The sequence below is a fragment of the Delftia tsuruhatensis genome, from assembly GCF_903815225.1.
In the GTDB taxonomy this organism is placed as follows: Bacteria; Pseudomonadota; Gammaproteobacteria; order Burkholderiales; family Burkholderiaceae_C; genus Comamonas; species Comamonas tsuruhatensis_A.
The window spans coordinates 1,243,163-1,263,127 of sequence record NZ_LR813084.1 but is presented as its reverse complement, the minus strand read 5'-3'; the positions used below and the strand labels follow the sequence as shown (position 1 = coordinate 1,263,127).

Here is a 19,965-nt window from a genome sequence, read left to right as displayed (position 1 = left end):
GGGGCCGCTTCACCCGCCTGCAAGTACTCCTTTGCAGAGCACTCGCGGCCGGCCCGAAGCGAGAACCGAACAATTGATTCTAACTGTCTCCGTCCAACCCTCTTCCAGGCAGGCTGACGCAGGGAACCCCCAGGGCCGGATCCCCGGCGCAATGCTGATATAACGGCACTCTTTGGCTGACTCCGTCAAAGCCATCCGCCAAGCCCCATGACCTTCACCCGCCGCCACCACGCCGTCACGGCCCTGCATGCCGTCGAGAACTCTCCGACGCTGGCCCGGCTGGCCCAGCTCACGCGGGATTCCAGCAATCGCCTGGCCGCCGTGCTGCCGCTGGTGCCCCCGCTGCTGCGCACCAGTCTCCAGGCCGGCCCCATCGAAGGAAGCACCTGGTGCCTGCTGGTCGGCAACAATGCGGCGGCCGCCAAGATCCGCCAGTTGCTGCCGGCCATGGCGGCCCACTTGCGCACCAAGGGCTGGGACGTGACCGAGATCCGCCTCAAGGTGCAGGCCTGATCGGCCTGTCCGCAACCAACGAAGCCGGAAATGAAAAAAGGCCTCCTGGGAGACCTTCTGGTGCCGGTTGTCGGATTCGAACTGACGACCTACCGCTTACAAGGCGGGTGCTCTACCAACTGAGCTAAACCGGCGAAGCACGCATTCTAGCGCAGAAACAGGCCACGCCAGCCGTTCGCCGAATCCTGCAGCCCGGATCCGGCCGCAGGCTACTTGACCAGCTTCAGCGAAGGCCGCGAACCCGAAGGCGGCGGGGTACGCGGGGGTTCGTCGCCACCCCCCTCGTTCGGGGTGCTCACCAGCTGCACGACACGGTCGTCGGCACCGGCTTCGGCCTCCTCCTCCGTCACGGCAGCCTCATGGGAGGGCCCGTCGGACTCCTGCTCGCCAGGGGCATCGGCCTGCGGCTCCGGGAAGGCCATTCCCTGCCCCGTCTCGCGCGCATAGATGGCCATCACCTGTTCAACGGGCACCATGATCTCGCGGGGCTGGCCGCCAAAGCGGGCCGTGAAGCTGATGTAGTCGTTGCCCATCTGCAGGCCGCTGGTGGCGTCGTAGCTGATGTTGAGCACGATCTCGCCGTCGCGTACGAACTCGCGCGGCACCTGCACGCCGCGGTCCACGCGCACCGCGATGTGGGGCGTGAAGCCGTTGTCGGTACACCACTCGAACAAGGCCCGGATCAGGTAGGGGCGGGTGGAGGTTGCTTCGGGGGCAGTCATGACGATCCCAGGAAAAGAGTGGTCTGAATACGAAAACGGGCAGGAGGCGACGGTATCCGCCTTCCCTGCCCGCGCAAACGGCCGTCAACCGATGCGGCTTACTTGCGCATCACCTTCTCGGAAGGTGTCAGCGCTTCGATGTAGGCGGGGCGCGAGAAGATGCGCTCGGCGTACTTGAGCAAGGGAGCGGCATTCTTGGACAGCTCGATGCCGTAGTAGTCCAGGCGCCACAGCAGCGGGGCGATGGCCACGTCCAGCATGGAGAAGTTCTCGCCCAGCATGTACTTGTTCTTGAGGAACACCGGGGCCAGTTGCGTCAGGCGGTCGCGGATGTGGGCACGGGCCTTCTCGATGGCCTTTTCGTTGCCCTTGGCATTGCGCTCCTCCAGAGTGCTGACGTGGACGAACAGCTCCTTCTCGAAGTTCAGCAGGAACAGGCGCACGCGCGCACGGTCCACGGGGTCGCCGGGCATCAGTTGAGGATGCGGGAAGCGCTCGTCGATGTACTCGTTGATGATGTTCGATTCGTACAGGATCAGGTCGCGCTCGACCAGGATGGGCACCTGGCCATAGGGGTTCATCACGCTGATGTCTTCAGGCTTGCTGAACAGGTCCACATCGCGGATCTCGAAATCCATGCCCTTCTCGAACAGCACGAAGCGGCAGCGGTGTGAAAAGGGGCAGGTCGTTCCCGAATAAAGCACCATCATGGTGGAGGCTCCTAAAAATCAAAAAGAGTGGGTCGCTCGCGGCGCCCACTCTGTACACAGTTCAGCCGCAGCAATCGCTTGCACGGCCTTCTGCTGTCACGGTTTTATTTGACGTCTTTCCAGAACGCGGCGTTGAGGCGCCATGCGATGAAGATGAAGACCGCCAGGAACAGCAGCACACCCACGCCGATGCGGATGCGGCTGTTCTGGGCCGGCTCACCCATCCATTGCAGGTAGTTCACCAGATCGCCAACTGCCTGATCGTACTGCACTGCGCTCATCGTGCCAGGAGAGACCTGCTCCCACCCCTTGAAAACCTGGGTCTTAGCGCCATGCACCTCGGCTTCCTCGAAGATCGCACGGCGCTCGCCCTGCAGCTGCCACAGCGCATGCGGCATGCCCACGCTGGGGAAGGCCAGGTTGTTCCAGCCCGTGGCCTTGGTGTCGTCGCGGTAGAAGGTGCGCAGGAAGGTGTAGAGATAGTCGGCGCCCGTGCCGTTGTGGCCTGCGCGCGAGCGCGCGATCACGGTGAGGTCGGGCGGATTGGCGCCGAACCACTCCTTGGCCTCCTTGGGATTGATGGCGGCCTTCATGGTCTCGCCCACCTTGTCGGTGCTGAACAGCAGATTGTCCTTGATCTCCTGCTCGGTCAGCCCGATGTCCTTGAGTCGATTGAAGCGCATGAACGCGGCCGAATGGCAGCTCAGGCAGTAATTGACGAACAGCTTGGCGCCGTTTTGCAGCGAGGCCATGTCATTGGTCTTGCCCGGAGCCTTGTCCCAGGCGATTCCGCCCTCTGCGGCCTGCGCACCGGTCACGATGCCCAGGGCCGCGATCAACGTGAGAATCAGTTTCTTCATTGTTGTTCTCTCCAGCTTCAGTGCGGCTTGAACGTCACACGGTCGGGAACGGGCTTGGTTTCGCCCAGGCGGCTCCACCAAGGCATCAGCAGGAAGAAGCCGAAGTAGAACAGCGTTCCGACCTGGGAGACGCGCTCGCCGATGGGCGAAGGCGGCTGCACGCCGAGGTAGGCCAGGATCACGAAATTGACCACGAAGATGCCATACAGGTACTTGTGCCAGCCCGGACGGTAGCGGATGGACTTGACCGGGCTGCAATCGAGCCAGGGCAGCGCGAACAGGATGATCACGGCACCACCCATCACCACCACGCCCCAGAACTTGGCATCGATGGACAGCATCATCGCGATGGCGCCCAGGGCCACGATGGCGATCGCGCCCTTGACGAAGCCCGGCAGGCGCGACTTGATCACGCCGAAGCCCGCGCCCAGCACCACGCAGGCGATGAGCACATACATCATCTCGCTGGTGATGGCACGCAGCATCGAATAGAAAGGCGTGAAGTACCAGACCGGAGCGATGTGCGAAGGCGTCTTCAGCGGATCGGCCGGAATGAAGTTGTTGTACTCCAGGAAGTAGCCACCGAACTCGGGCGCGAAGAACACCACGGCCGAGAACAGGAACAGGAACACCGTCACGCCGAAGATGTCGTGCACCGTGTAGTAGGGATGAAAGGGAATGCCGTCCAGCGGGTGGCCCTTGGCGTCCTTGGGCGCGTTGGGGCCCTTGATCTCGATGCCATCGGGGTTGTTGGAGCCAACGTCGTGCAGCGCCAGCAGGTGGGCCACGACCAGACCCAGCAGCACCAGGGGCACGGCGATCACGTGGAAGCTGAAGAAGCGGTTGAGCGTCGCGTCGCCCACCACGTAGTCGCCACGGATCAGCAGCGCCAGGTCAGGACCGATGAAGGGGATCGCCGAGAACAGGTTCACGATCACCTGCGCACCCCAGTAAGACATCTGGCCCCAGGGCAGCAGGTAGCCCATGAAGGCTTCGGCCATCAGCACCAGGAAGATGGCGCAACCGAAGATCCAGACCAGTTCCCGCGGCTTGCGATAGGAACCATACAGCAGGCCCCGGAACATGTGCAGGTAGACCACGACGAAGAAGGCCGAGGCGCCCGTGGAATGCATGTAGCGAATCAGCCAGCCCCAGGGCACATCGCGCATGATGTACTCGACCGAGGCGAACGCCTTCTCGGCGTCGGGCTTGTAGTGCATCACCAGGAAGATGCCGGTGACGATCTGGATCACCAGCACCAGCAGCGCCAGCGAGCCGAAGATGTACCAGAAGTTAAAGTTCTTCGGAGCATAGTACTCCGACATGTGCACGCGATAGGCGTCGAAAGCCGTGGGAAAACGGTTCTCGAACCAGTTCGTGAGCTTGGCGCCTGCCGGCGCGTTGGGATCGATGTCCTTGAATTCGTGGGCCATTGTTCTCGTCTCCCTCAAGCCTTGTCTTCACCGATCAGGAGCCTGGTCTCCGACAGGTACATGTGGGGCGGCACCTGCAGGTTGTCCGGCGCCGGCTTGTTCTTGAAGACGCGGCCGGCCATGTCGAAGGTCGAGCCATGGCAGGGGCACAGGAAGCCGCCCTTCCAGTCGTCGGGCAGCGAAGGCTGGGCGCCGGACTGGAACTTGTCCGAAGGCGAGCAGCCCAGGTGCGTGCAGATGCCGACGACGACCAGCACCTCGGGCTTGATCGAGCGGGCCTCGTTCATCGCATAGGGCGGGGTGAACTCCTCGGGATGGCGCTTGGACTGGGGGTCGGCGAGCTGGCTGTCGAGCGAAGGCAGCTCCTTGATCTGCTCGGGCGTGCGCTTGATGATCCACACCGGCTTGCCGCGCCACTCCACCGTGAGCTTCTCGCCGTCCTTGAGCGCGGAGATATCGACCTCCACTGCAGCCCCGGCGGCCTTGGCCTTCTCGGATGGCTGGAAGGTGCTCACGAACGGGACGGCTGTCGCCACGCCGCCCACCGCACCAGCGCACGCCGACGTGATGATCCACGTCCGCTTGCTGGAGTCGATTGGAGTGTCACTCATGGGGTTCCTCGAACTACGTCGCTTGAGTTGGGGTCAACAATAAATTGTAGCGGGGCGAGTATGGTTATTCCACACCACGCCCGACATTGACAGGCTCCAAAGCCGCGCAATACTGCGCTATCTCAAACTCTTTCCAGATGGAGCCAGCCATGGGCATGATGCAGGAATTTCGCGAGTTCGCGGTTAAGGGAAACGTGGTAGATCTCGCCGTGGGCGTCATCATCGGCGGAGCGTTTGGCAAAATCGTCGATTCCGTGGTAAACGACCTGATCATGCCGGTCGTGGGCCTGGTTTTCGGCAAGCTGGACTTCTCCAACCTGTTCCTTGTCCTGGGCAGCGTGCCCCAGGGAACCGCCATGACGCTGGATGCTCTCAGAAAGGCCGGCGTACCGGTGTTTGCCTATGGCAACTTCATCACGGTGGCCGTGAACTTCATCATCCTGGCCTTCATCATCTTCATGATGGTCAAGCAGATCAATCGCCTGCGCCGTGAAGCTCCACCGGCCCCCGCACCCGCCCCCGTCACGCCCGAGGACATCGTGCTGCTGCGCGAAATCCGCGACAGCCTGAAACGCTGAATCGCCTGTTTTGATGCAAATCAAAACGCCCGTGGCAAGTCTGCCACGGGCGTTTTCCACTACTACGGATTGCGTACAGGTGGGTTAGCCATTCACCCGGCCAATTGCCGCGCCATGCGCACTGCCTCGATCAGGCTGGCGGCCTCGGCCACTCCCCGGCCCGCGATATCGAAGGCCGTGCCATGGTCGGGACTGGTGCGCACCAGGGGCAGGCCCAGGGTCACGTTCACCCCTTTTTCCACGCCCAGGTACTTCACCGGAATCAGTCCCTGGTCGTGGTACATGGCCAGCACCACGTCGAACTCGCCCGCATGGCCCGGTGCGTTGCGTGCGCGCATGAACACCGTGTCGGGCGCATAAGGGCCATGGACGTCCAGCCCCTGCGCGCGCGCCCGGGCGATGGCCGGGGCGATGATCTCCACCTCCTCGCAGCCGAACAGCCCCCCCTCGCCGGCATGCGGATTGAGCCCAGCCACGGCGATGCGGGGGACGCGGCCCAGGCTGCGCGACAGCGCCTCGTGCGTGATGCGCAGGGTCTGCATCAGGTTGTCCGGCGTGACGGCCTCGATGGCCTGGCGCAACGAGGTATGAATGCTGACCAGCACCGTGCGCAGCTCGTCATTGGCCAGCATCATGCGCACCGGCATCCGGTCCAGGCCCACGCCCGCATGCCGCGCTGCCTCGAACTGCAGCAACTCGGTATGGCCCGGAAAATCCACGCCCGCGGCATGCAGGGCCTCCTTGTGCAGAGGCGCGGTCACCAGCGCCGCGATCTCGCCACGCAAGGCCGCCTGCGCGGCCCAGACCACGCAGCGCGCAGCCGCGTCGCCGGCACTCGCGCTGACCTGCCCCCAGGCAGCGGGCCCGGGCAGGCCGGGCAGCTCCAGCAAGGGAATGCAGCCTGGCGGCACCGCGAACCGCTGCGCAGGCGCATCGATCACTGCCACGGGCAGGGCTATTGCGTTGGCGCCACCGCATCCGCGCGCCGCGACCCGCGCCGCCCTGCGTACTGTCTGCAGCTCGCCCACGACGAAGCAGCCATGCATCTCGCCCGGCGCCTGCATGAACGCCTTCGCGATAGTCTCGGGCCCCACCCCGGCGGAGTCGCCCTGCGTGATGGCGATCACGGCCTCTGATGGCGTGGATTCAAGCATTTTGTTGGGCTTCCGATGCAATTCATGCCGGGTTGTCGATTTCCACGAAACGGTGCTCCAGCCCCAGCTCGACCGCCACATGGCCGGCGAGTGCGGGTGCGCCATAGCGCTCCGTGGCATGGTGGCCGGCGGCGATGAAGGCCACGCCCGTCTCCCGCGACAGATGGGCCTGGGGCTCGGAAATCTCGCCGGTGATGAAGGCATCCGCGCCCGCCGCGATGGCCGATTCGAAGAAGCCCTGGGCGCCCCCGGTGCACCAGGCCACGCGGCGGATGGAACGGCCCGCCCCCGGCAGGCAGACCGGCGCCCGGCCCAGTGCCTGCTCCACATGCTGCGACAGCGAAGCCGCATCCGCAAAATCGGCCGGGGCGATCCAGCCCAGATTCTGCTCGCCAAACGCCGCCTCGCCCGCGAGGCCCAGGCGCCGCCCCAGTTGGGCGTTGTTGCCCCACTGCGGATGGGCGTCCAGCGGCAGGTGGTAGGCGAAGAGGCTGATGTCATGGGCCAGCAGCAGGCGGATGCGCTCCTTGAGCCAACCCGTGATGCGGCCATCCATGCCACGCCAGAACAGGCCATGGTGCACGAAGATGGCATCGGCGCCGATGGCGATGGCCGACTCGATCAGTGCACGGCTGGCCGTCACGCCGCTGACGATGCGACGGATCTCGTCCCGCCCCTCGACTTGCAGCCCGTTGGGGCCATAGTCCTTGAAGCGCTCGGGCTGCAGCAATCCGTCAAGGTGGGCCAGTAATTCTTGTCGCGTGGTGCTCATGGGGCCGATTGTCGGCGATGGAGAGCGCATGAAAAAGGGCAGCCGCGCCGCCCCTTCAATGGAACCGCCGGCCTCAGCCACGCCGAGGTTGCCAGCCCTTGCAGGCCAGAGGCCAAAAGCCCATGGCCGCACCCAGGATGCCCATGGCCGCCACATAGTGGGCGGGCGCCAGCACGTCCACCTGCTGCCAGACCGACACCAGCATGGGCGTCATGCCGCCGAAGACCGCGTAGGCCATGTTGTAGGCGAAGGACAGGCCCGTGAAGCGCACCTCGGCCGGGAAGGCGCGCACGCCCACCACCGGCAGCAGCGAGATGCTGCCCACGAAGAATCCCACCAGCGCATAGCTCCAGACCAGCGAGGACGCCGTGCCGGGAAGGTTCAGATAGAACACATAGGCCGTCGCCGTCATTCCGAGCCAGCCCGTCACCATGGCCACGCGCGTGCCCATGCGGTCGGACAGCCAGCCCCAGAACACGCAGCCCAGCGTCAGCGTCACCGTGGCCACGGCATTGGCCTTCATGGCCAGGGCCGCCTCGATGTGGAAGACCTTTTGCAGGTAGGCCGGCGTGAACAGCACCACCACCACGATGGCCGTGGACAGCACCCAGGTCATCAGCGCCACCAGCACGCAGGCCTCGCGGTGGTCGCGCACGATGGTCTTGAGCGGCAGCTCGCGGTCGGCCTGCTTGCGCGCCATCATCTCCTGGAAGATGGGCGTCTCGTGCAGGAACTTGCGCAGGTACACCGACACCAGGCCGAACACGCCGCCCAGGATGAAGGGCATGCGCCAGGCCCAGTCGTGGATCTCCTCGGTGCTGTAGGTGCTGTTGAGCCAGACGCCGATGATGGAGCCCAGGAAGATGCCGCCCGTGATGCCCGAAGTCAGCGAGCCGATGGCAAAGCCATAGTGGCGTGCCGGCGCATGCTCGGCAACGAAGACCCAGGCGCCCGGCATCTCGCCGCCGATGGCCGCGCCCTGCAGCACGCGCATGGCCAGCAGCAGGATAGGCGCAGCGATGCCGATGGAGGCATAGGTGGGCAGCAGGCCGATCACCAGCGTGGGCACGGCCATCAGGAAGATGGACAGCGTGAACATCTTCTTGCGGCCCAGGATGTCTCCGAAGTGCGCGATCAGAATGCCGCCGATGGGCCGCGCCAGATAGCCGGCCGCGAAGATGCCCAGCGTCTGCAGCTGGCGCAGCCAGTCCGGCATCTCGGCCGGGAAGAACAGCTTGCCGATGACATTGGCGAAGAAGACGAAAACAACGAAGTCGTAGAACTCCAGGGTGCCACCCAGGGCCGACAGGCCAAGGGTCTTGTAGTCCTCCCGGTTCAGGGGACGTGCGGTCGCGGCAGCGGGCGCCATGCCCGGCTGCGCTTGGTCAAGCGTAGTCATGGTTTTTTTCCAGGGATCGAACAGCAGGACGGCGCGGTGGAAGCCACGGCAACGGATGAACGTGCAGCGGCAGATCGTTCTGCAAGGCTTCGGGATCGGAGGACTTGGCTCTCTCTTGGGGCCGGCTTGTGGGCCGGCCCAACAGCGAACGCGGCGTGGCGCAGTCGTGGGGAGATTCTAGGGTTTGCACTGTAGTTGTGCGGGGAGCGCGGCTTTGGGGTCTGGGGCTAGCCCATGACGCCTGAGCCGACAGGCTCGCCGTGCACCGCCCTCAAGGAGGCAACGCGCGTACGAACAGGCTGAGCACCAAACCAGCGATACCGGCACCCCATGCCATCCAGAAGTACAGCACCACTCTGGTCAACTCTGGCGCATAGCGCCTTTGCCGCAGCCGCTGCAAAAATTGCCAGTCAATCAACAGGTTGTTTTGAATTTCTGAGCACTTCCCATGGCAACCACCAAGAAACCAGAAAGAAAATGTGCAATATAAAATGGAAGTACACAGCAGCCAGACACAAAAACAAGCAACAATCCCTCTGCATGGTTGGGCAACAAGCCCATGGCAGCAGCAAGAAAAACGGAATAAACGACAACGCCAACGTTGCAACACCTTAATAACCAAATCATGAAATCACCTCTGACCTGCCCCCTGCCGCCTTACCAATCATTCGTAGAGAGGTCCAAGGGTTGGCAGGTTAACTGATCCTGCGTCCGTGGTTGATAGGTTTGGGCTCGGTGTTTGGCTGCAAACGCGGCTGGTGGGATCCGTCCAATGCTCCCGTGTGGTCGAACCTCGTTGTAATCCTGACGCCAGATGGCGATGGCCTCTCGCGCTTGAGCCAATGACTCGAACCAGTCCTCATTGAGGCATTCATCCCGGAATTTGCCGTTGAAGCTTTCGATGTAGGCGTTCTGAGTTGGCTTGCCCGGTTGAATCAGGATGTGCTGAACGCCTCGTGCCTGCATCCACGCCATGAAGGCCCTGCAGGTGAACTCTGGCCCGTTGTCCGTCCTGATGGCCTCTGGGTAGCCCCTGAAGCGGGCAGCTCGCTCAAGGATTCTGGTGACGTATGTGCCGGGCATCGACAAATCTACCGCGATGTCCACGCACTCGTGGCTGAAGTCATCGGCAATGGTCAAGCACTTGATGCGCCTGCCGTTGCTCAATGAATCACTGACAAAGTCCAGGCTCCATGTTTGATTGACCCGTGTCGCAGCCACCAGCGGTGTGCGCTCGCCACGGTACTTCTTGCCCTTGTTGCGCTTGCGCAGGGCCAAGCCTTGCTCGCGGTAAAGGCGAAGCACCTTCTTGTGGTTGATGCCAGGAAACTTGCCCTGCAGCATGTCGTGCACGCGGCGATACCCAAAGCGCCACCGCTCCATGGCGACAGCCTGGATGCGTTCAGCCAGGCGCACTGTGTCTACATCGGGTTGCGGTGGATGCCGCCAGGCATCTCGGGACAGCCCCACAAGACGACAAGCCTGCCGCTCAGAGATCTGGGTGTGTTCCAGCATCTTGGCGATGGCTTTGCGTTTGTCTTGCGGGGCTAGCGCTTTACCCCGAACCCGACCTTGAGTGCCTCCAGGTCCAGGTGCGCTTCGGCCAGCAGTTTCTTGAGCCGGGCGTTCTCGACTTCAAGGTCCTTCAGGCGCCGGGCCTCGTCGGCTTCCATGCCGCCGTACTTGGCACGCCACTTGTAGAACGTGGGTTCGCTGAATCCGCCTTGGCGGCAGACCTCCTTGACCGCCAGGCCAGACTCGGCCTGCTTCAAGAACCCAATGATCTGCTGTTCGGTAAATCGACTCGTCCTCATGTCCGTCATTCTCCAGGTTGGCGGACCTCACTTCCATTCAACTGGTACGGCTATGAGGGGGCAGGTCACGCCGGCACAATGAACGGGGCGCTTGATGCGCTGAGGCTGAGTGTGAACGGAATGTCCAGTACTGCGGCCACCCTGTCCACATCGATAGTCGTGATGCCGAACCTGTGTACGCCGTCAGGCAATTGTGCAAAGTCTATGAACAGGATGTGGCGAGCCAGCCCGGATCAGTTTCATAAACAGCTTCATGGGAATATGGGATACGACATGTCCAGCTTCTTCGAGGAAGATTATTACACGAGGCTGAAAAAATAGAACCACAAACTCTCAATTTCTCAAATCATCAATTCAAAATTAATGGAACTACTCCAACCATAAAAAAACCGATACATATCGGAATAATACATAAATAGCTTTTTTTTCCGAAAATTTTTATTGATATTAAAATTAATGCAAATAACAAAAATATCCAAAATAAAATCCCGAACTTCAATGCCCACAAAGAAATATAGCCAAACAGGCCTATCGAGAATGGAAGAATTATCAGATAAATTATGTAATTCATTGTCAACCATTATATTAGGCAAGAGGCGGTCGATTATTCGGATCAGGATATTTCTTTAGAAAATCAAAATCTTTACATGAAATAATTCCAACTATGGCAAATGGCCTATCAATCCATGTATTTGAAGAGAAATTTACTGTAGTCCACCCTCCACATCTAGATTCATACCTAAAACAACCAACCTCCCATGCTCCGGGCAAACTAATACATATTAACTTGCAATCATCTGGCTTATCTTTGTATTCACACCTGGGACAGCCACCAACATCGGACAAGCCTAAAGTGTCAAATCTATAAATTGGATTTTGAGAAGCATATCCATATACATTTAACCCACCACTCAATCCAATAGGATCTTGCTGCATATATCTGCCAGAAATCTGCTGATAGTCTCTATTATAGTTGTAATTCAAACCCATCGTCACGTCAAAATACTGCCCAGGAAATCTCAGATTAACTTCCACTAGATTTTGCGGCAATATTCCCGCCGCTCCAAAGGCCTCCGCCACAGATTTCCAAGTGGATGCCCCCTGCTTGCTGGTCCCCAACACCGGCGTTCCCAGATGATCCGTATGTAGATAATGAACGCTGCTGCTCCTGTTCGTCAATTGCGCTTCGTTGACCTCCGCCTGCCAGATGGGGTCTGTGCTCCATTGTCCCTGCTGCGCCTTCTGGGGATCGAAGGCATAGGCCTTCATCATTACCTCCTGTTCGTTTATCTCACCCAGCAGACCCGTGACGCTGTAAAAGAAATAGGTGATCTTGGTGGCTTGGCCTTCCTTGACTTCTTTGGATATGCGCCGCCCCAACGGGTCATAGCGGTATTGGGCTTCGATGCTCGGGGTGTTCTGGCCCTCCGCCGTGCTGGCATAGCGGATCAACCGCTCTGCGGCGTTGTAGCTGTAGGTTCGTTCCACTTTGTCACTGCTTTCCCTGGCTGTATGGCCCTGCAGCGTGTACTCCACCTGTGTTTGTACGACCTGCGCAGCTTTGTCGAAGGGCCGCAGACGCGGGTAGCTCGTGAGCTGGTTGTCCGCGTTGTAGTGCCACTGCCCTGCCTGGTGGCCGCTGAAGACGCGGTTGTGTACCGCGTCGTACTGGTATTGCTCCGTGGGCAGGCCCAGGTCCTTGAGCGGTTGGTTTGGGGCGGCCTTGGTCAGCCGGTCCAGGCTGTCGTAGCCGTATTCGGTTGTGCCCAGGTCGCTGACGATCTGAGTAATGTTGCCGGCCTTGTCGTATTGGTAGTGGCGGCTGACCAGCAGTTCGGTTGCCGCGTTCTTGACCTCAATGGACAACGGCCTTTGCAGGGCGTCCAGGCTCAGGGTCTTGGTGGCGCCGGGCGTTTCTATGCGGGTGGCCGTAAGCCACTGGTAGTTGCCGTAGCGGATCTGGCTCTGGTCGGGCAGGGTCACCAGGCTCAGGCGGCCTTTGTCGTAGCTGTACTGGCCTGCACTGCCGTCCGGGTAGCTATGGCCGGCCAGTTGGCCGTCCGCGTTGTAGCTTTGGCCCACCGTGAAGCTGAAGCTGCCCGTGTTGTCCACCTTGCCGTAGGTGATCTTGTTCTGAGTAGTTCGTCCCTGCGCGTCCTTGTCGTAGGTGGCGCTGCTGATCAGGTTCTGCTGGCCGTCCTTTTGTTCGTAGGCCGTGAGCAGGCCATCGGCGTCGTATTGGTAGCTGATCTGCTGGTCTGTTTCCGTTCCTTTGAGCTGGTGTTCTTCATGGACCATGCGGCCCGCCTTGTCGTAGGCGTAGCTGCGTGTGTTGCCGCCCGCGTCCGTGCGTTTTGTCAGTTGGCCTGCGGCGTCGTAGCTGTACTGGATGGCTCCGCCCATAGGCCGGATTTCCTTTGTCAAGCGCCCGGCCTTGTCGTATTCAAAGCGGTGGGTGTTGCCCTTGGCGTCGGTCAGACTGGTGAGCTGGTCGTGGGCGTTCCAGGTCTGCTTGGTGGCCTGGGCCAGCGGGTCCAAGGTTTTGACGACGCGGCCCAGGCCGTCGTATTCGTAGATGGTGGTGCGCCCTGCCGGGTCGATGCTGACTGCGCGTTGGCCCAGGCTGTCGTATTGCTGATGCTGGGTGCGGGTTTGGTCCGGGGTCGAGGGATTCGCCAGATGCTGGGTGACAGCGGTCTGCGTGCCGCTTTGGTCGTATTGGTAGGTTTCCTTGTACGTGGGGTACTGCGTGGCGATGAGCAGGCCTGCTTGGGGACTGCCGTCTTCTCCATAGGCGTAGGTGATGGTGCTGCCTGCGGCATCGATGCTGCTGGCGATGCGTCCCCGGTTGTCGTAGGTTATCTGGGTGATGAGGCCGCTGGGGCTGGTCGTGCTCAGGGGCAGACCGGTGCTGTCGTAGGTGATGCGTGTGCCTGCACCTTGGGTCTGGCCCGGGGCAATGGTTTCTATGACTCGACCTTGCGGGTCGTAGCGGGTTTGCTTTGTTCGGCCCGCTGCGCTGGTGCTCTGGGTGCGCCTGCCTCTGGCGTCATATTGGTGGCTGGTGGTTTGATTCAGCGCGTCGGTCGCTTTGATGAGCCGGCCTGCAGCGTCAAAGCCCAGCGTGGTGGTGTTGCCCAGGGCATCGGTCTGCGTTGCGGGCAGGCCCCTGGCGTCGTAGCTTGCGCTGCTGCTGTGGCCCAGCGGATCCGTGGCTTCGATCAAGCTGCCGTTGTTGTCGTAGCGGTAGCTGGTGGTGCGAGCATCGTCGCCCTTGCCGTCGCCTGCGCCCGTGCTGCGGCTCGTCAGTTGCCCATAGCTGTCGTACTGGTAGCGCGTTGTGCGCTGTTCGGGCCGGCCCAGGGCCTGGGTCCAGGTGATGACGCGGCCTTTGTCGTCATGGGTCCAGATGCTGGTGATGCCGCCCTGGTTGATGTGCTTGGTCCTGAGCCCGCGCACGGGCTCGTATTCGTATTGGTCGCGGCTGCCGTCCGGGTGGATGATTTGCAGCGGCTGGTAGTTGTAGTCGTAGCTGGTGGTGGTGGTCAGGCCCCGCGCGTCGATGGCGCGGGTCTGGTAGTTGCCGTCCCAGAGAGTTTTGGCTGCAGGCTTGCCGTTGAAGGTTCTTTCAAGTTCGTTGCCTTCTTTGTCGTAGAGGTAGACCGTGGTGTTACCCCGGCAGTCCAGGTAGGTGACGAGGAACTGGCGTTTCTCACGCAGGTACTGGTTCTTGCCGGTGGAGGCACAGCCCTGTCCATCGAATTTGCCGACCCGGCCACCGCCCCAGAGGTTGGCGAGCTTGCTGGTGGTGCCGCTGGTGCCCGTGGGGTCCAGGACCTTGCCGGCCGCGCCCAAGGTGAGCAGCGGTGCGGGGGCAGGAATGCTCTGGCTGTACTGCACCGTGACCTGGGCGCCCAATGGGTCGGTGCGGCTGGTGAGCTGGCCGTTGGCGTCGTAGGTGTAGCTCCAGCGCTGGCCCATGACGTCGGTGGCCTGGGTAAGCAACTGCCCATTCCATTGGTAGCTGACGCTGCGCCCGGCGCGGTCTTCGATGCGGGTGATAAGACCATTGGCCAGGGTGGCCGTGTAGACGGTGCCGCCATGGTGGTCGAGGATGCGGGCCCGCGTGGCGCTGTCATAGGCAAAGCGCACGTTGATGCCGTTGGTGTTGGCGTAGCCCAGGATGCGGCCCTGTGCGTCGTAGTCGATGCTGTTGCCCAGGCGGTCATACCAGCGCCATTGCGCCAGGGGGTTCTGGGCACTGCCCCCTTCGGGCAACCGCTTGATGAAGACGGGGGCATTGTTCTTGCCCTTGGCGATGTAGAGGTCGGCCTGGCCGCTGCGCTCGTACAGCACGCCCGCGCGTTCGATGATCCTGGCGTCACGGCCCAGCGGGTCGAGTTCGAAGTTCAACGGGGCCCAGGCGGGATTGAGCCACCAGCGGCCCTGGCTCCAGCTGCGCACGATGTCCAGCGGGCCGCCCAGCACCTGCACGCGCAGGTCGATGTGGGTTTCGGTGTATTCGCCATTGATCCAGCGCACCTGGGGTTCGCTGGCCTGGGTGGTGAGGGAGTAGCCGGGATCGCCCGGGCGGGTGAAGGCGCTTGGGCTGGAGTAGTCCTGCGCGTTGACCATCGATGGCAGCACGCTCGCTGCCGTCAGGACTGCGCACAGCAAGCCGTGCACAGCATGTTTTCTGTTTCTCATTTCTTTCCCTCTCATCTCGCGAATCGTTTGCCTTGTTGAATACATCTCTAGGGCCTGCAACCGGGCCATGCCCGGACGCGGTTGATGGATGGTGAATGCTCTGCGCTTCAGCGGAAGTTGCCTCCGCCTCCTGCATCTCCCGAGCCGCCTCCGCCCGAGCCACCGCCACCGGGGCCTGTGCCACCGCCAACGCAGCATTGGCCACGGCAGGCGGGTGTGCATTCGGGGGCCAGCGGCAGCGGTGTTCCTTGCGCACCGCCCCCGGCCCCGCCCCAGCCCGGGTAGCCTGGGCCGCAATACTCACGGCCGTTGATCACCTGGCATCTGGTGTCGGGCTGCCAAGGAGGAGTTGCACCAGAGCCAGCACAAGATCCCCCGACAAGCCGACCGAAGGTGGAAGAGACGGTGCGCATTTCCTCCTCTCCATTGGCACAGACCCAGCCACATTCCGCCGTGGCCCACTGCGCATAGGACGAGCAGCTGCCCGCATTGCGCGCATTCACCACGATGCTTTGCACAGCCCCCATCTCTGCCGAGCGCGCCTGCCTGAAGCCCATGCTGCGCGGGTGCAGCTTGACGGCCGTGATGCGGTAGGGAATGACCACGCGCTGCTTGGCGGCCAGGGTCTTGGGGATATCGGCCAGGAATTCGTAGCGGTAGTACTCGTCGGACTGCGGCGGCGTGAAGACGACCTTGTCGGCCTGGATCAGGCCGTAATTGGTCAGCGTGAGTTCGCCCGTGAATTCCTCGCCCACCTGCAGTTCGGGCAGGCTGATGGACAGAGGTTCCAGCAGCACCACGGGGGCCGGCACCTGGGTCTGGAAGGTGGCTTCCAGGGTGATCTGGTACTCGTCCTTGATGGTGGTTTCCGTCACGCTGAAGTCGATGCTGATGGTCTGGTACTGCAGGTGCACGCGCTCCGAGGTGGTGACGCCCGGGCGCACGAAGACGCGGCCCGACCTGTCGGCATGGCGCGGGCCGCTGGCGCGGTAGGTGTAGGTGCCGGGCGGCAGGTCGGTGAGCACGGCCTTGCCTTGCGCGTCCGTGGTGAGGGTGCGCAGATAGGTGAGCACGGCATCGTTTTGCAGGCGGATGCGCACGTTGGCCACGCCCGGTATGGGCTTGCCGCCCGCGTCCAGCGTTTCCGTGAACAGGTCGGTGGCATGGAAGCTCAGCCCGCCCTGCCCGCTTTGCGTGACGGCCACCGAGACGGGTATGGTGCCCGTGCCCTGGTTGCTGGCCGTGATCTGCAGTCGGTAGTTGTAGATGCCGTCGGCCACGTCCTTGCCCGGGCTGGCCGTGACCTGGATGGGCACCTGGGCGCCCACGTCCACAGCGCCGATGTGACTGGCGCTGGACAGGAAGATCCAGGAAGGCGCGGCCTTGCCATCCTTGTCCACCAGTTGGACCTTCACGTCCTGGGCTGCCACCAGGCCACGGTTGCCGATGGTGATGCTCTCGGTGACGGTCTTTTCCTGCTGTACCCCGGTTTCTATGTAGGTGGGGTTGGCAAACAGTTCGGGCAGGGCCTGCACCAGCCGGTAGTGGATGGTGAAGCTTCCGCGGGGCGTGTCCCCTGTCTCGTTGGCGTAGGCCGTGAGCACGACGGTGCCCGTCTCACCGGCCGACGCACTGCCCGTGAAGCGGATGACCATGGGCACCGAGGCGCCTGCGGCCACGTTGACCGGCGCACCCGGCTCCACGCTGATGCCCGGCGGCAGGCTGCCGCTGGGCTGCTGTGCCGGAACCACGGCCCACCGCACGCCGGTGGCGCCCGTGCCCGCACTGGCACGCGCATTGACCGTGATGCTGGCGGCAAAGCCGCGCGGCGCGGTGAGCTGGTAGCTGGCCAGGTCGAAGCTCAGGCGGTTGATGGTGAAGCGCCCCTGCTCGGTGGTGGTGGTCTCTTCCGGATGGATGACGGAGACGATGTAGGTGCCGTTGTCATTGGCCGTGGGCACGAATTCGTAGCGGTACTGGCCGCTGTCGTCGGTGGCGATGCCTATGCGCCGCTTGAAGCCCGAGATGTCCAGCACCATGCGCAATGCTGCGTTGGGCATGGGTTGCCCGCTGGCGCGTGACACGGCGGCGCCGGCAATGACGACGCGTTGCGCGCCATACGAGACCGCCGGGCTGACGGAGCTGACCGTGCCCGTATAGGGCGTCTTGGGCTGCTCGGGCTCGGGCGGCTTGTTGTTGACGGTGACGGCGCGCGTGGCTTCGCCGGTCTTGCCTGCCGTGCTGGTGGCCACGGCCCTGAGCGTGAATGCGCCGTTGACTGCGCCCGATGTGTCCCACTGCATGCTGTACGGGCTCTGCGTGGCCGAGCCGATCAGGCTGCCGTTGGCGAAGAAATCGACCTTGGCAATGCCGTCCGGTGCCGAGGCGGCAACGCCCACGGAGGTGCTGCCGATCACTGTGGAGCCCTGGGCAGGCATGGTGAAGTTCACCGTCGGGGCCGCAATGGCATAGGTCACGGCAACCGCCGCGCTCCTGGGGCTGGTGCCGCGCGCATTGCTGGCCGTGGCCTCGACGCGGTGCGTACCTTCGGAAGGCAGGGTCAGGCTGCCGGAGAAGCTGCCATTGGCCGATGCGGCCACAGGAGCGCCCAGGGCCTGGCCACCCAGATACAGCTGCACCTGCGAGCCCGCCATGGCCGTGCCGGAGACGGCCAGTTGCGGCGTGGACACCTGTGCGTTGTTGACGGGCTGCGCAATGACAGGGGCCGGCGGCGCGCTGAGGCTGAGCGTGAACGGGATGTCCAGCACGGCCGAGACCCCATCCACATCGGTGGCGGTGATGCCGAACCGGTGCACGCCATTGGGCAGTTGCGCAAAGTCGATGAACTGGCTGTGGCTGAACGGGCTGGTATTGCCGCCGCTGCGCTCGAAGATCTGCAGGCCGTTGATGGTGGCCTTAATGTTGGCGATGCCGATGACGCTTTGAGCAGTTACTGTCAGTTCGCCAGGCTCGCGTATGGTGGCATTGGATGCCAGCGCTGCCTTGGCAAAAGTTACGCTGATCTGAGGCGGTGCAGGTATGTACGAGAACTTTGCCAAGGGCCCGGCTCCGCTGAGGTTTTCCCCATTTTTCCCGGCCGCGAAAAGGGTGTGTTCTCCCCTTGTCCCCAGATTGTGCGGGCCATATGAAAATCTTCCGTCAATTTCCACAGGGACATTGGATGCGATTTCATTGCCATTCAGAAATATGGATACGACCCGGCTATTTTTGGCAATCCCAGAGATATGCAATGCAGGCAGGCTGACTGCCGTGCCTTGTGATGGCTGTGTGATGAGTGGCGCTGACAATATATCGAATACGATGTCGGTCTCGGCAGTGTTGCCTGCGGCATCTGGAAAGATCAATTTTGCGAATATTTGACTTTCCTCTTTCGAGAAGTCGAATGGAATTTCTGCTTGCCCAGCCTCGGCGAGTTGATCCACTATCGGGTTTGCATGGGCAGCATCATGCGAAATCTTAACCAGCCCATTTTTTGGCATGGAGCCACGATCCACGACTTTGTAAGCGATGGCCGATTTGCCTGAATCCTTCTGGATGATGCGCGCGGATATTTCAGGCGGATCCAGGTCGATTTTTACCGGCTCTGAGAATTCAGACCATTCTTCCCAGGTTCCGCCAGAATTGATGCTTCCACGAACTCTGATTCGATATGCTTGCCCATTAACCCATCCGGTAGGCCAAGTGAATTCCAATGCGTTTCCTACGTTTTCGCCATGAACCAGTTCATTTTTTTCGTTCTGTATTTCCACCTCATAGGCGTTCATTGCCCCCAAGGCGTTCCAACTCCATTTCGGCGACTGGTTCGTAAAGATGGCTTGTGCTGAAGGGGCTGAAAGCGTGAGTCCAGAGATGTCAACAAAATCGTACTCACTGTCCTGCCTGGACAAGCTACCGTCTGCACCCGGGACAAATGAAAGACCCTGTCTAGCACGAATGGAATCTTCCTTGTTGCATCCAACTTCGATTCCTTCGCCCTGCCGTCCCTGGACGCCTATCGTCGCAGATTTTCCGTTGCTTTCCGTTCCCAGCAAATATCTATATTGAAACTTTATTTCATTGGTTTCTTCATGCAGGACTACCTGAAAGGTCCCCATCGGCAGATTGGTGCCATAGAAATACATGTTCGTCCATTGGACTATCAATCGTCTTCTCGGCGCTTCCCCCAATGTAAGGTAATGAACCATTCCACCGACCTGACCAGAAACATCCGTACGAAGATCATCCCAATAAACAAAAATGGTGTCTCCCAGGGACAATTTGGGAAGACAGGAATTCGCATATTCAGTGGTTTTTGTGTCAAAACTTATCAAACCGTTCGTTGTCACATAAAATTCAGAGTACTTTCTTCCGAAATATTCAAACTCGAAACCTATGGGAAATTTACCTGCCGCAACATCATCCCCCTTGAGGCTTGTATCAATCCCCTGCCCGGCGCCCCCGGCAACTGCAGATACTGAAATCAGCAGAAAAACCAGCCAATCACGAAAACACTTTCGCATACGGAAAACAAATAAACAAACACCTGATACAGCAATGGCGTTCATTATTTTCAAAGAAGGAGCCAGTAACTCATTCACGACGGCACAGATGCTAAAAAAGAATTTCAACACCCAAGGCACGATGGCTGATTTTTTCTGCATCAACATCTCTCCCTCACAATTTTTTAGGTTG

Annotated in this window: 14 protein-coding genes and 1 tRNA gene; 3 read left to right on the top strand and 12 right to left on the bottom strand. The window is 61.3% G+C overall.

All coding sequences use genetic code 11. From position 1 onward, the window contains the following. Nucleotides 1–207: 207 nt before the first annotated feature. Nucleotides 208–513, top strand: a complete 306-nt coding sequence (locus tag L1Z78_RS05680; RefSeq protein ID WP_234640583.1) for a hypothetical protein — start codon at nucleotides 208–210, stop codon at nucleotides 511–513. A gap of 58 nt (nucleotides 514–571) precedes the next feature. On the opposite strand, the gene L1Z78_RS05675 is transcribed toward L1Z78_RS05680, so the two are convergent. From L1Z78_RS05675 to petA, 6 genes are all read right to left on the bottom strand, one after another. Continuing rightward, nucleotides 572–647 (bottom strand) — tRNA-Thr (locus L1Z78_RS05675). Between the two features lie 75 nt (nucleotides 648–722). Next, on the bottom strand, nucleotides 723–1,235 hold the full coding sequence (locus L1Z78_RS05670) for a ClpXP protease specificity-enhancing factor (RefSeq protein WP_234640582.1): 513 nt from the start codon (nucleotides 1,233–1,235) through the stop codon (nucleotides 723–725). Between the two features lie 98 nt (nucleotides 1,236–1,333). After that, nucleotides 1,334–1,945: a glutathione S-transferase N-terminal domain-containing protein gene (locus tag L1Z78_RS05665; protein ID WP_234640581.1), complete on the bottom strand. Its 612-nt coding sequence runs from the start codon at nucleotides 1,943–1,945 to the stop codon at nucleotides 1,334–1,336. A gap of 104 nt (nucleotides 1,946–2,049) precedes the next feature. Beyond that, nucleotides 2,050–2,805 carry a cytochrome c1 gene (locus L1Z78_RS05660; protein WP_234640580.1) on the bottom strand — a complete coding sequence of 252 codons (756 nt, stop codon included), beginning with the start codon at nucleotides 2,803–2,805 and terminating at the stop codon, nucleotides 2,050–2,052. 17 nt (nucleotides 2,806–2,822) lie between these two features. Then, nucleotides 2,823–4,238 carry a cytochrome b gene (locus L1Z78_RS05655; protein WP_234640579.1) on the bottom strand — a complete coding sequence of 472 codons (1,416 nt, stop codon included), beginning with the start codon at nucleotides 4,236–4,238 and terminating at the stop codon, nucleotides 2,823–2,825. Between the two features lie 14 nt (nucleotides 4,239–4,252). Beyond that, on the bottom strand, nucleotides 4,253–4,849 hold the full coding sequence (gene petA, locus L1Z78_RS05650) for a ubiquinol-cytochrome c reductase iron-sulfur subunit (RefSeq protein WP_234640578.1): 597 nt from the start codon (nucleotides 4,847–4,849) through the stop codon (nucleotides 4,253–4,255). A 149-nt stretch (nucleotides 4,850–4,998) separates the two neighbouring features. Between petA and mscL the strand changes: the two genes are divergently transcribed. Continuing rightward, on the top strand, nucleotides 4,999–5,427 hold the full coding sequence (gene mscL, locus L1Z78_RS05645) for a large conductance mechanosensitive channel protein MscL (RefSeq protein WP_234640577.1): 429 nt from the start codon (nucleotides 4,999–5,001) through the stop codon (nucleotides 5,425–5,427). 92 nt (nucleotides 5,428–5,519) lie between these two features. Here mscL and pdxA read toward each other — a convergent pair whose 3' ends face one another. The 3 genes from pdxA to L1Z78_RS05630 all read right to left on the bottom strand — a co-directional run bounded on the left by pdxA (nucleotide 5,520) and on the right by L1Z78_RS05630 (nucleotide 8,752). After that, the gene (gene pdxA / locus L1Z78_RS05640; RefSeq protein ID WP_234640576.1) at nucleotides 5,520–6,581 is read right to left on the bottom strand and encodes a 4-hydroxythreonine-4-phosphate dehydrogenase PdxA; all 1,062 of its coding nucleotides are present in this window, start codon (nucleotides 6,579–6,581) and stop codon (nucleotides 5,520–5,522) included. A 22-nt stretch (nucleotides 6,582–6,603) separates the two neighbouring features. Then, a complete protein-coding gene (locus tag L1Z78_RS05635) occupies nucleotides 6,604–7,353 on the bottom strand; it encodes a Nif3-like dinuclear metal center hexameric protein (protein ID WP_234640575.1) in 750 nt (249 codons plus the stop codon). 73 nt (nucleotides 7,354–7,426) lie between these two features. Next, nucleotides 7,427–8,752, bottom strand: a complete 1,326-nt coding sequence (locus L1Z78_RS05630) for an MFS transporter (protein WP_234640574.1) — start codon at nucleotides 8,750–8,752, stop codon at nucleotides 7,427–7,429. A 330-nt stretch (nucleotides 8,753–9,082) separates the two neighbouring features. Here L1Z78_RS05630 and L1Z78_RS05625 point away from each other — a divergent pair, with 330 nt between their 5' ends. Continuing rightward, complete coding sequence (locus L1Z78_RS05625) at nucleotides 9,083–9,367, top strand: hypothetical protein (protein ID WP_234640573.1); 285 nt, start codon at nucleotides 9,083–9,085, stop codon at nucleotides 9,365–9,367. A gap of 42 nt (nucleotides 9,368–9,409) precedes the next feature. Here the strand turns inward: L1Z78_RS05625 and L1Z78_RS05620 are convergent. The 3 genes from L1Z78_RS05620 to L1Z78_RS05610 all read right to left on the bottom strand — a co-directional run bounded on the left by L1Z78_RS05620 (nucleotide 9,410) and on the right by L1Z78_RS05610 (nucleotide 18,332). Further along, nucleotides 9,410–10,566, bottom strand: a protein-coding gene (locus L1Z78_RS05620) for an IS3 family transposase (protein WP_234640572.1) whose coding sequence is annotated in 2 segments (ribosomal slippage) — nucleotides 9,410–10,320 and nucleotides 10,320–10,566 — 1,158 coding nt in all. Because the reading frame shifts where the segments join, the coding sequence is not laid out codon by codon here. Between the two features lie 585 nt (nucleotides 10,567–11,151). Continuing rightward, nucleotides 11,152–15,273: an RHS repeat-associated core domain-containing protein gene (locus L1Z78_RS05615; protein WP_234640571.1), complete on the bottom strand. Its 4,122-nt coding sequence runs from the start codon at nucleotides 15,271–15,273 to the stop codon at nucleotides 11,152–11,154. Nucleotides 15,274–15,380: 107 nt separating this feature from the next. After that, nucleotides 15,381–18,332, bottom strand: a complete 2,952-nt coding sequence (locus tag L1Z78_RS05610; RefSeq protein ID WP_234640570.1) for an Ig-like domain-containing protein — start codon at nucleotides 18,330–18,332, stop codon at nucleotides 15,381–15,383. Between the last annotated feature and the right edge of the window lie 1,633 nt (nucleotides 18,333–19,965).

Excerpts from the sequence above, each read along its gene's own strand:
- L1Z78_RS05635 (WP_234640575.1), bottom strand. The coding sequence starts at position 7,353 with ATGAGCACCACGCGACAAGAATTACTGGCCCACCTTGACGGATTGCTG.
- L1Z78_RS05615 (WP_234640571.1), bottom strand. The coding sequence starts at position 15,273 with ATGAGAAACAGAAAACATGCTGTGCACGGCTTGCTGTGCGCAGTCCTG.
- mscL (WP_234640577.1), top strand. The coding sequence starts at position 4,999 with ATGGGCATGATGCAGGAATTTCGCGAGTTCGCGGTTAAGGGAAACGTG.
- L1Z78_RS05625 (WP_234640573.1), top strand. The coding sequence starts at position 9,083 with ATGCCATCCAGAAGTACAGCACCACTCTGGTCAACTCTGGCGCATAGC.
- L1Z78_RS05670 (WP_234640582.1), bottom strand. The coding sequence starts at position 1,235 with ATGACTGCCCCCGAAGCAACCTCCACCCGCCCCTACCTGATCCGGGCC.
- L1Z78_RS05630 (WP_234640574.1), bottom strand. The coding sequence starts at position 8,752 with ATGACTACGCTTGACCAAGCGCAGCCGGGCATGGCGCCCGCTGCCGCG.
- L1Z78_RS05655 (WP_234640579.1), bottom strand. The coding sequence starts at position 4,238 with ATGGCCCACGAATTCAAGGACATCGATCCCAACGCGCCGGCAGGCGCC.
- L1Z78_RS05665 (WP_234640581.1), bottom strand. The coding sequence starts at position 1,945 with ATGATGGTGCTTTATTCGGGAACGACCTGCCCCTTTTCACACCGCTGC.
- L1Z78_RS05660 (WP_234640580.1), bottom strand. The coding sequence starts at position 2,805 with ATGAAGAAACTGATTCTCACGTTGATCGCGGCCCTGGGCATCGTGACC.
- pdxA (WP_234640576.1), bottom strand. The coding sequence starts at position 6,581 with ATGCTTGAATCCACGCCATCAGAGGCCGTGATCGCCATCACGCAGGGC.
- L1Z78_RS05680 (WP_234640583.1), top strand. The coding sequence starts at position 208 with ATGACCTTCACCCGCCGCCACCACGCCGTCACGGCCCTGCATGCCGTC.
- petA (WP_234640578.1), bottom strand. The coding sequence starts at position 4,849 with ATGAGTGACACTCCAATCGACTCCAGCAAGCGGACGTGGATCATCACG.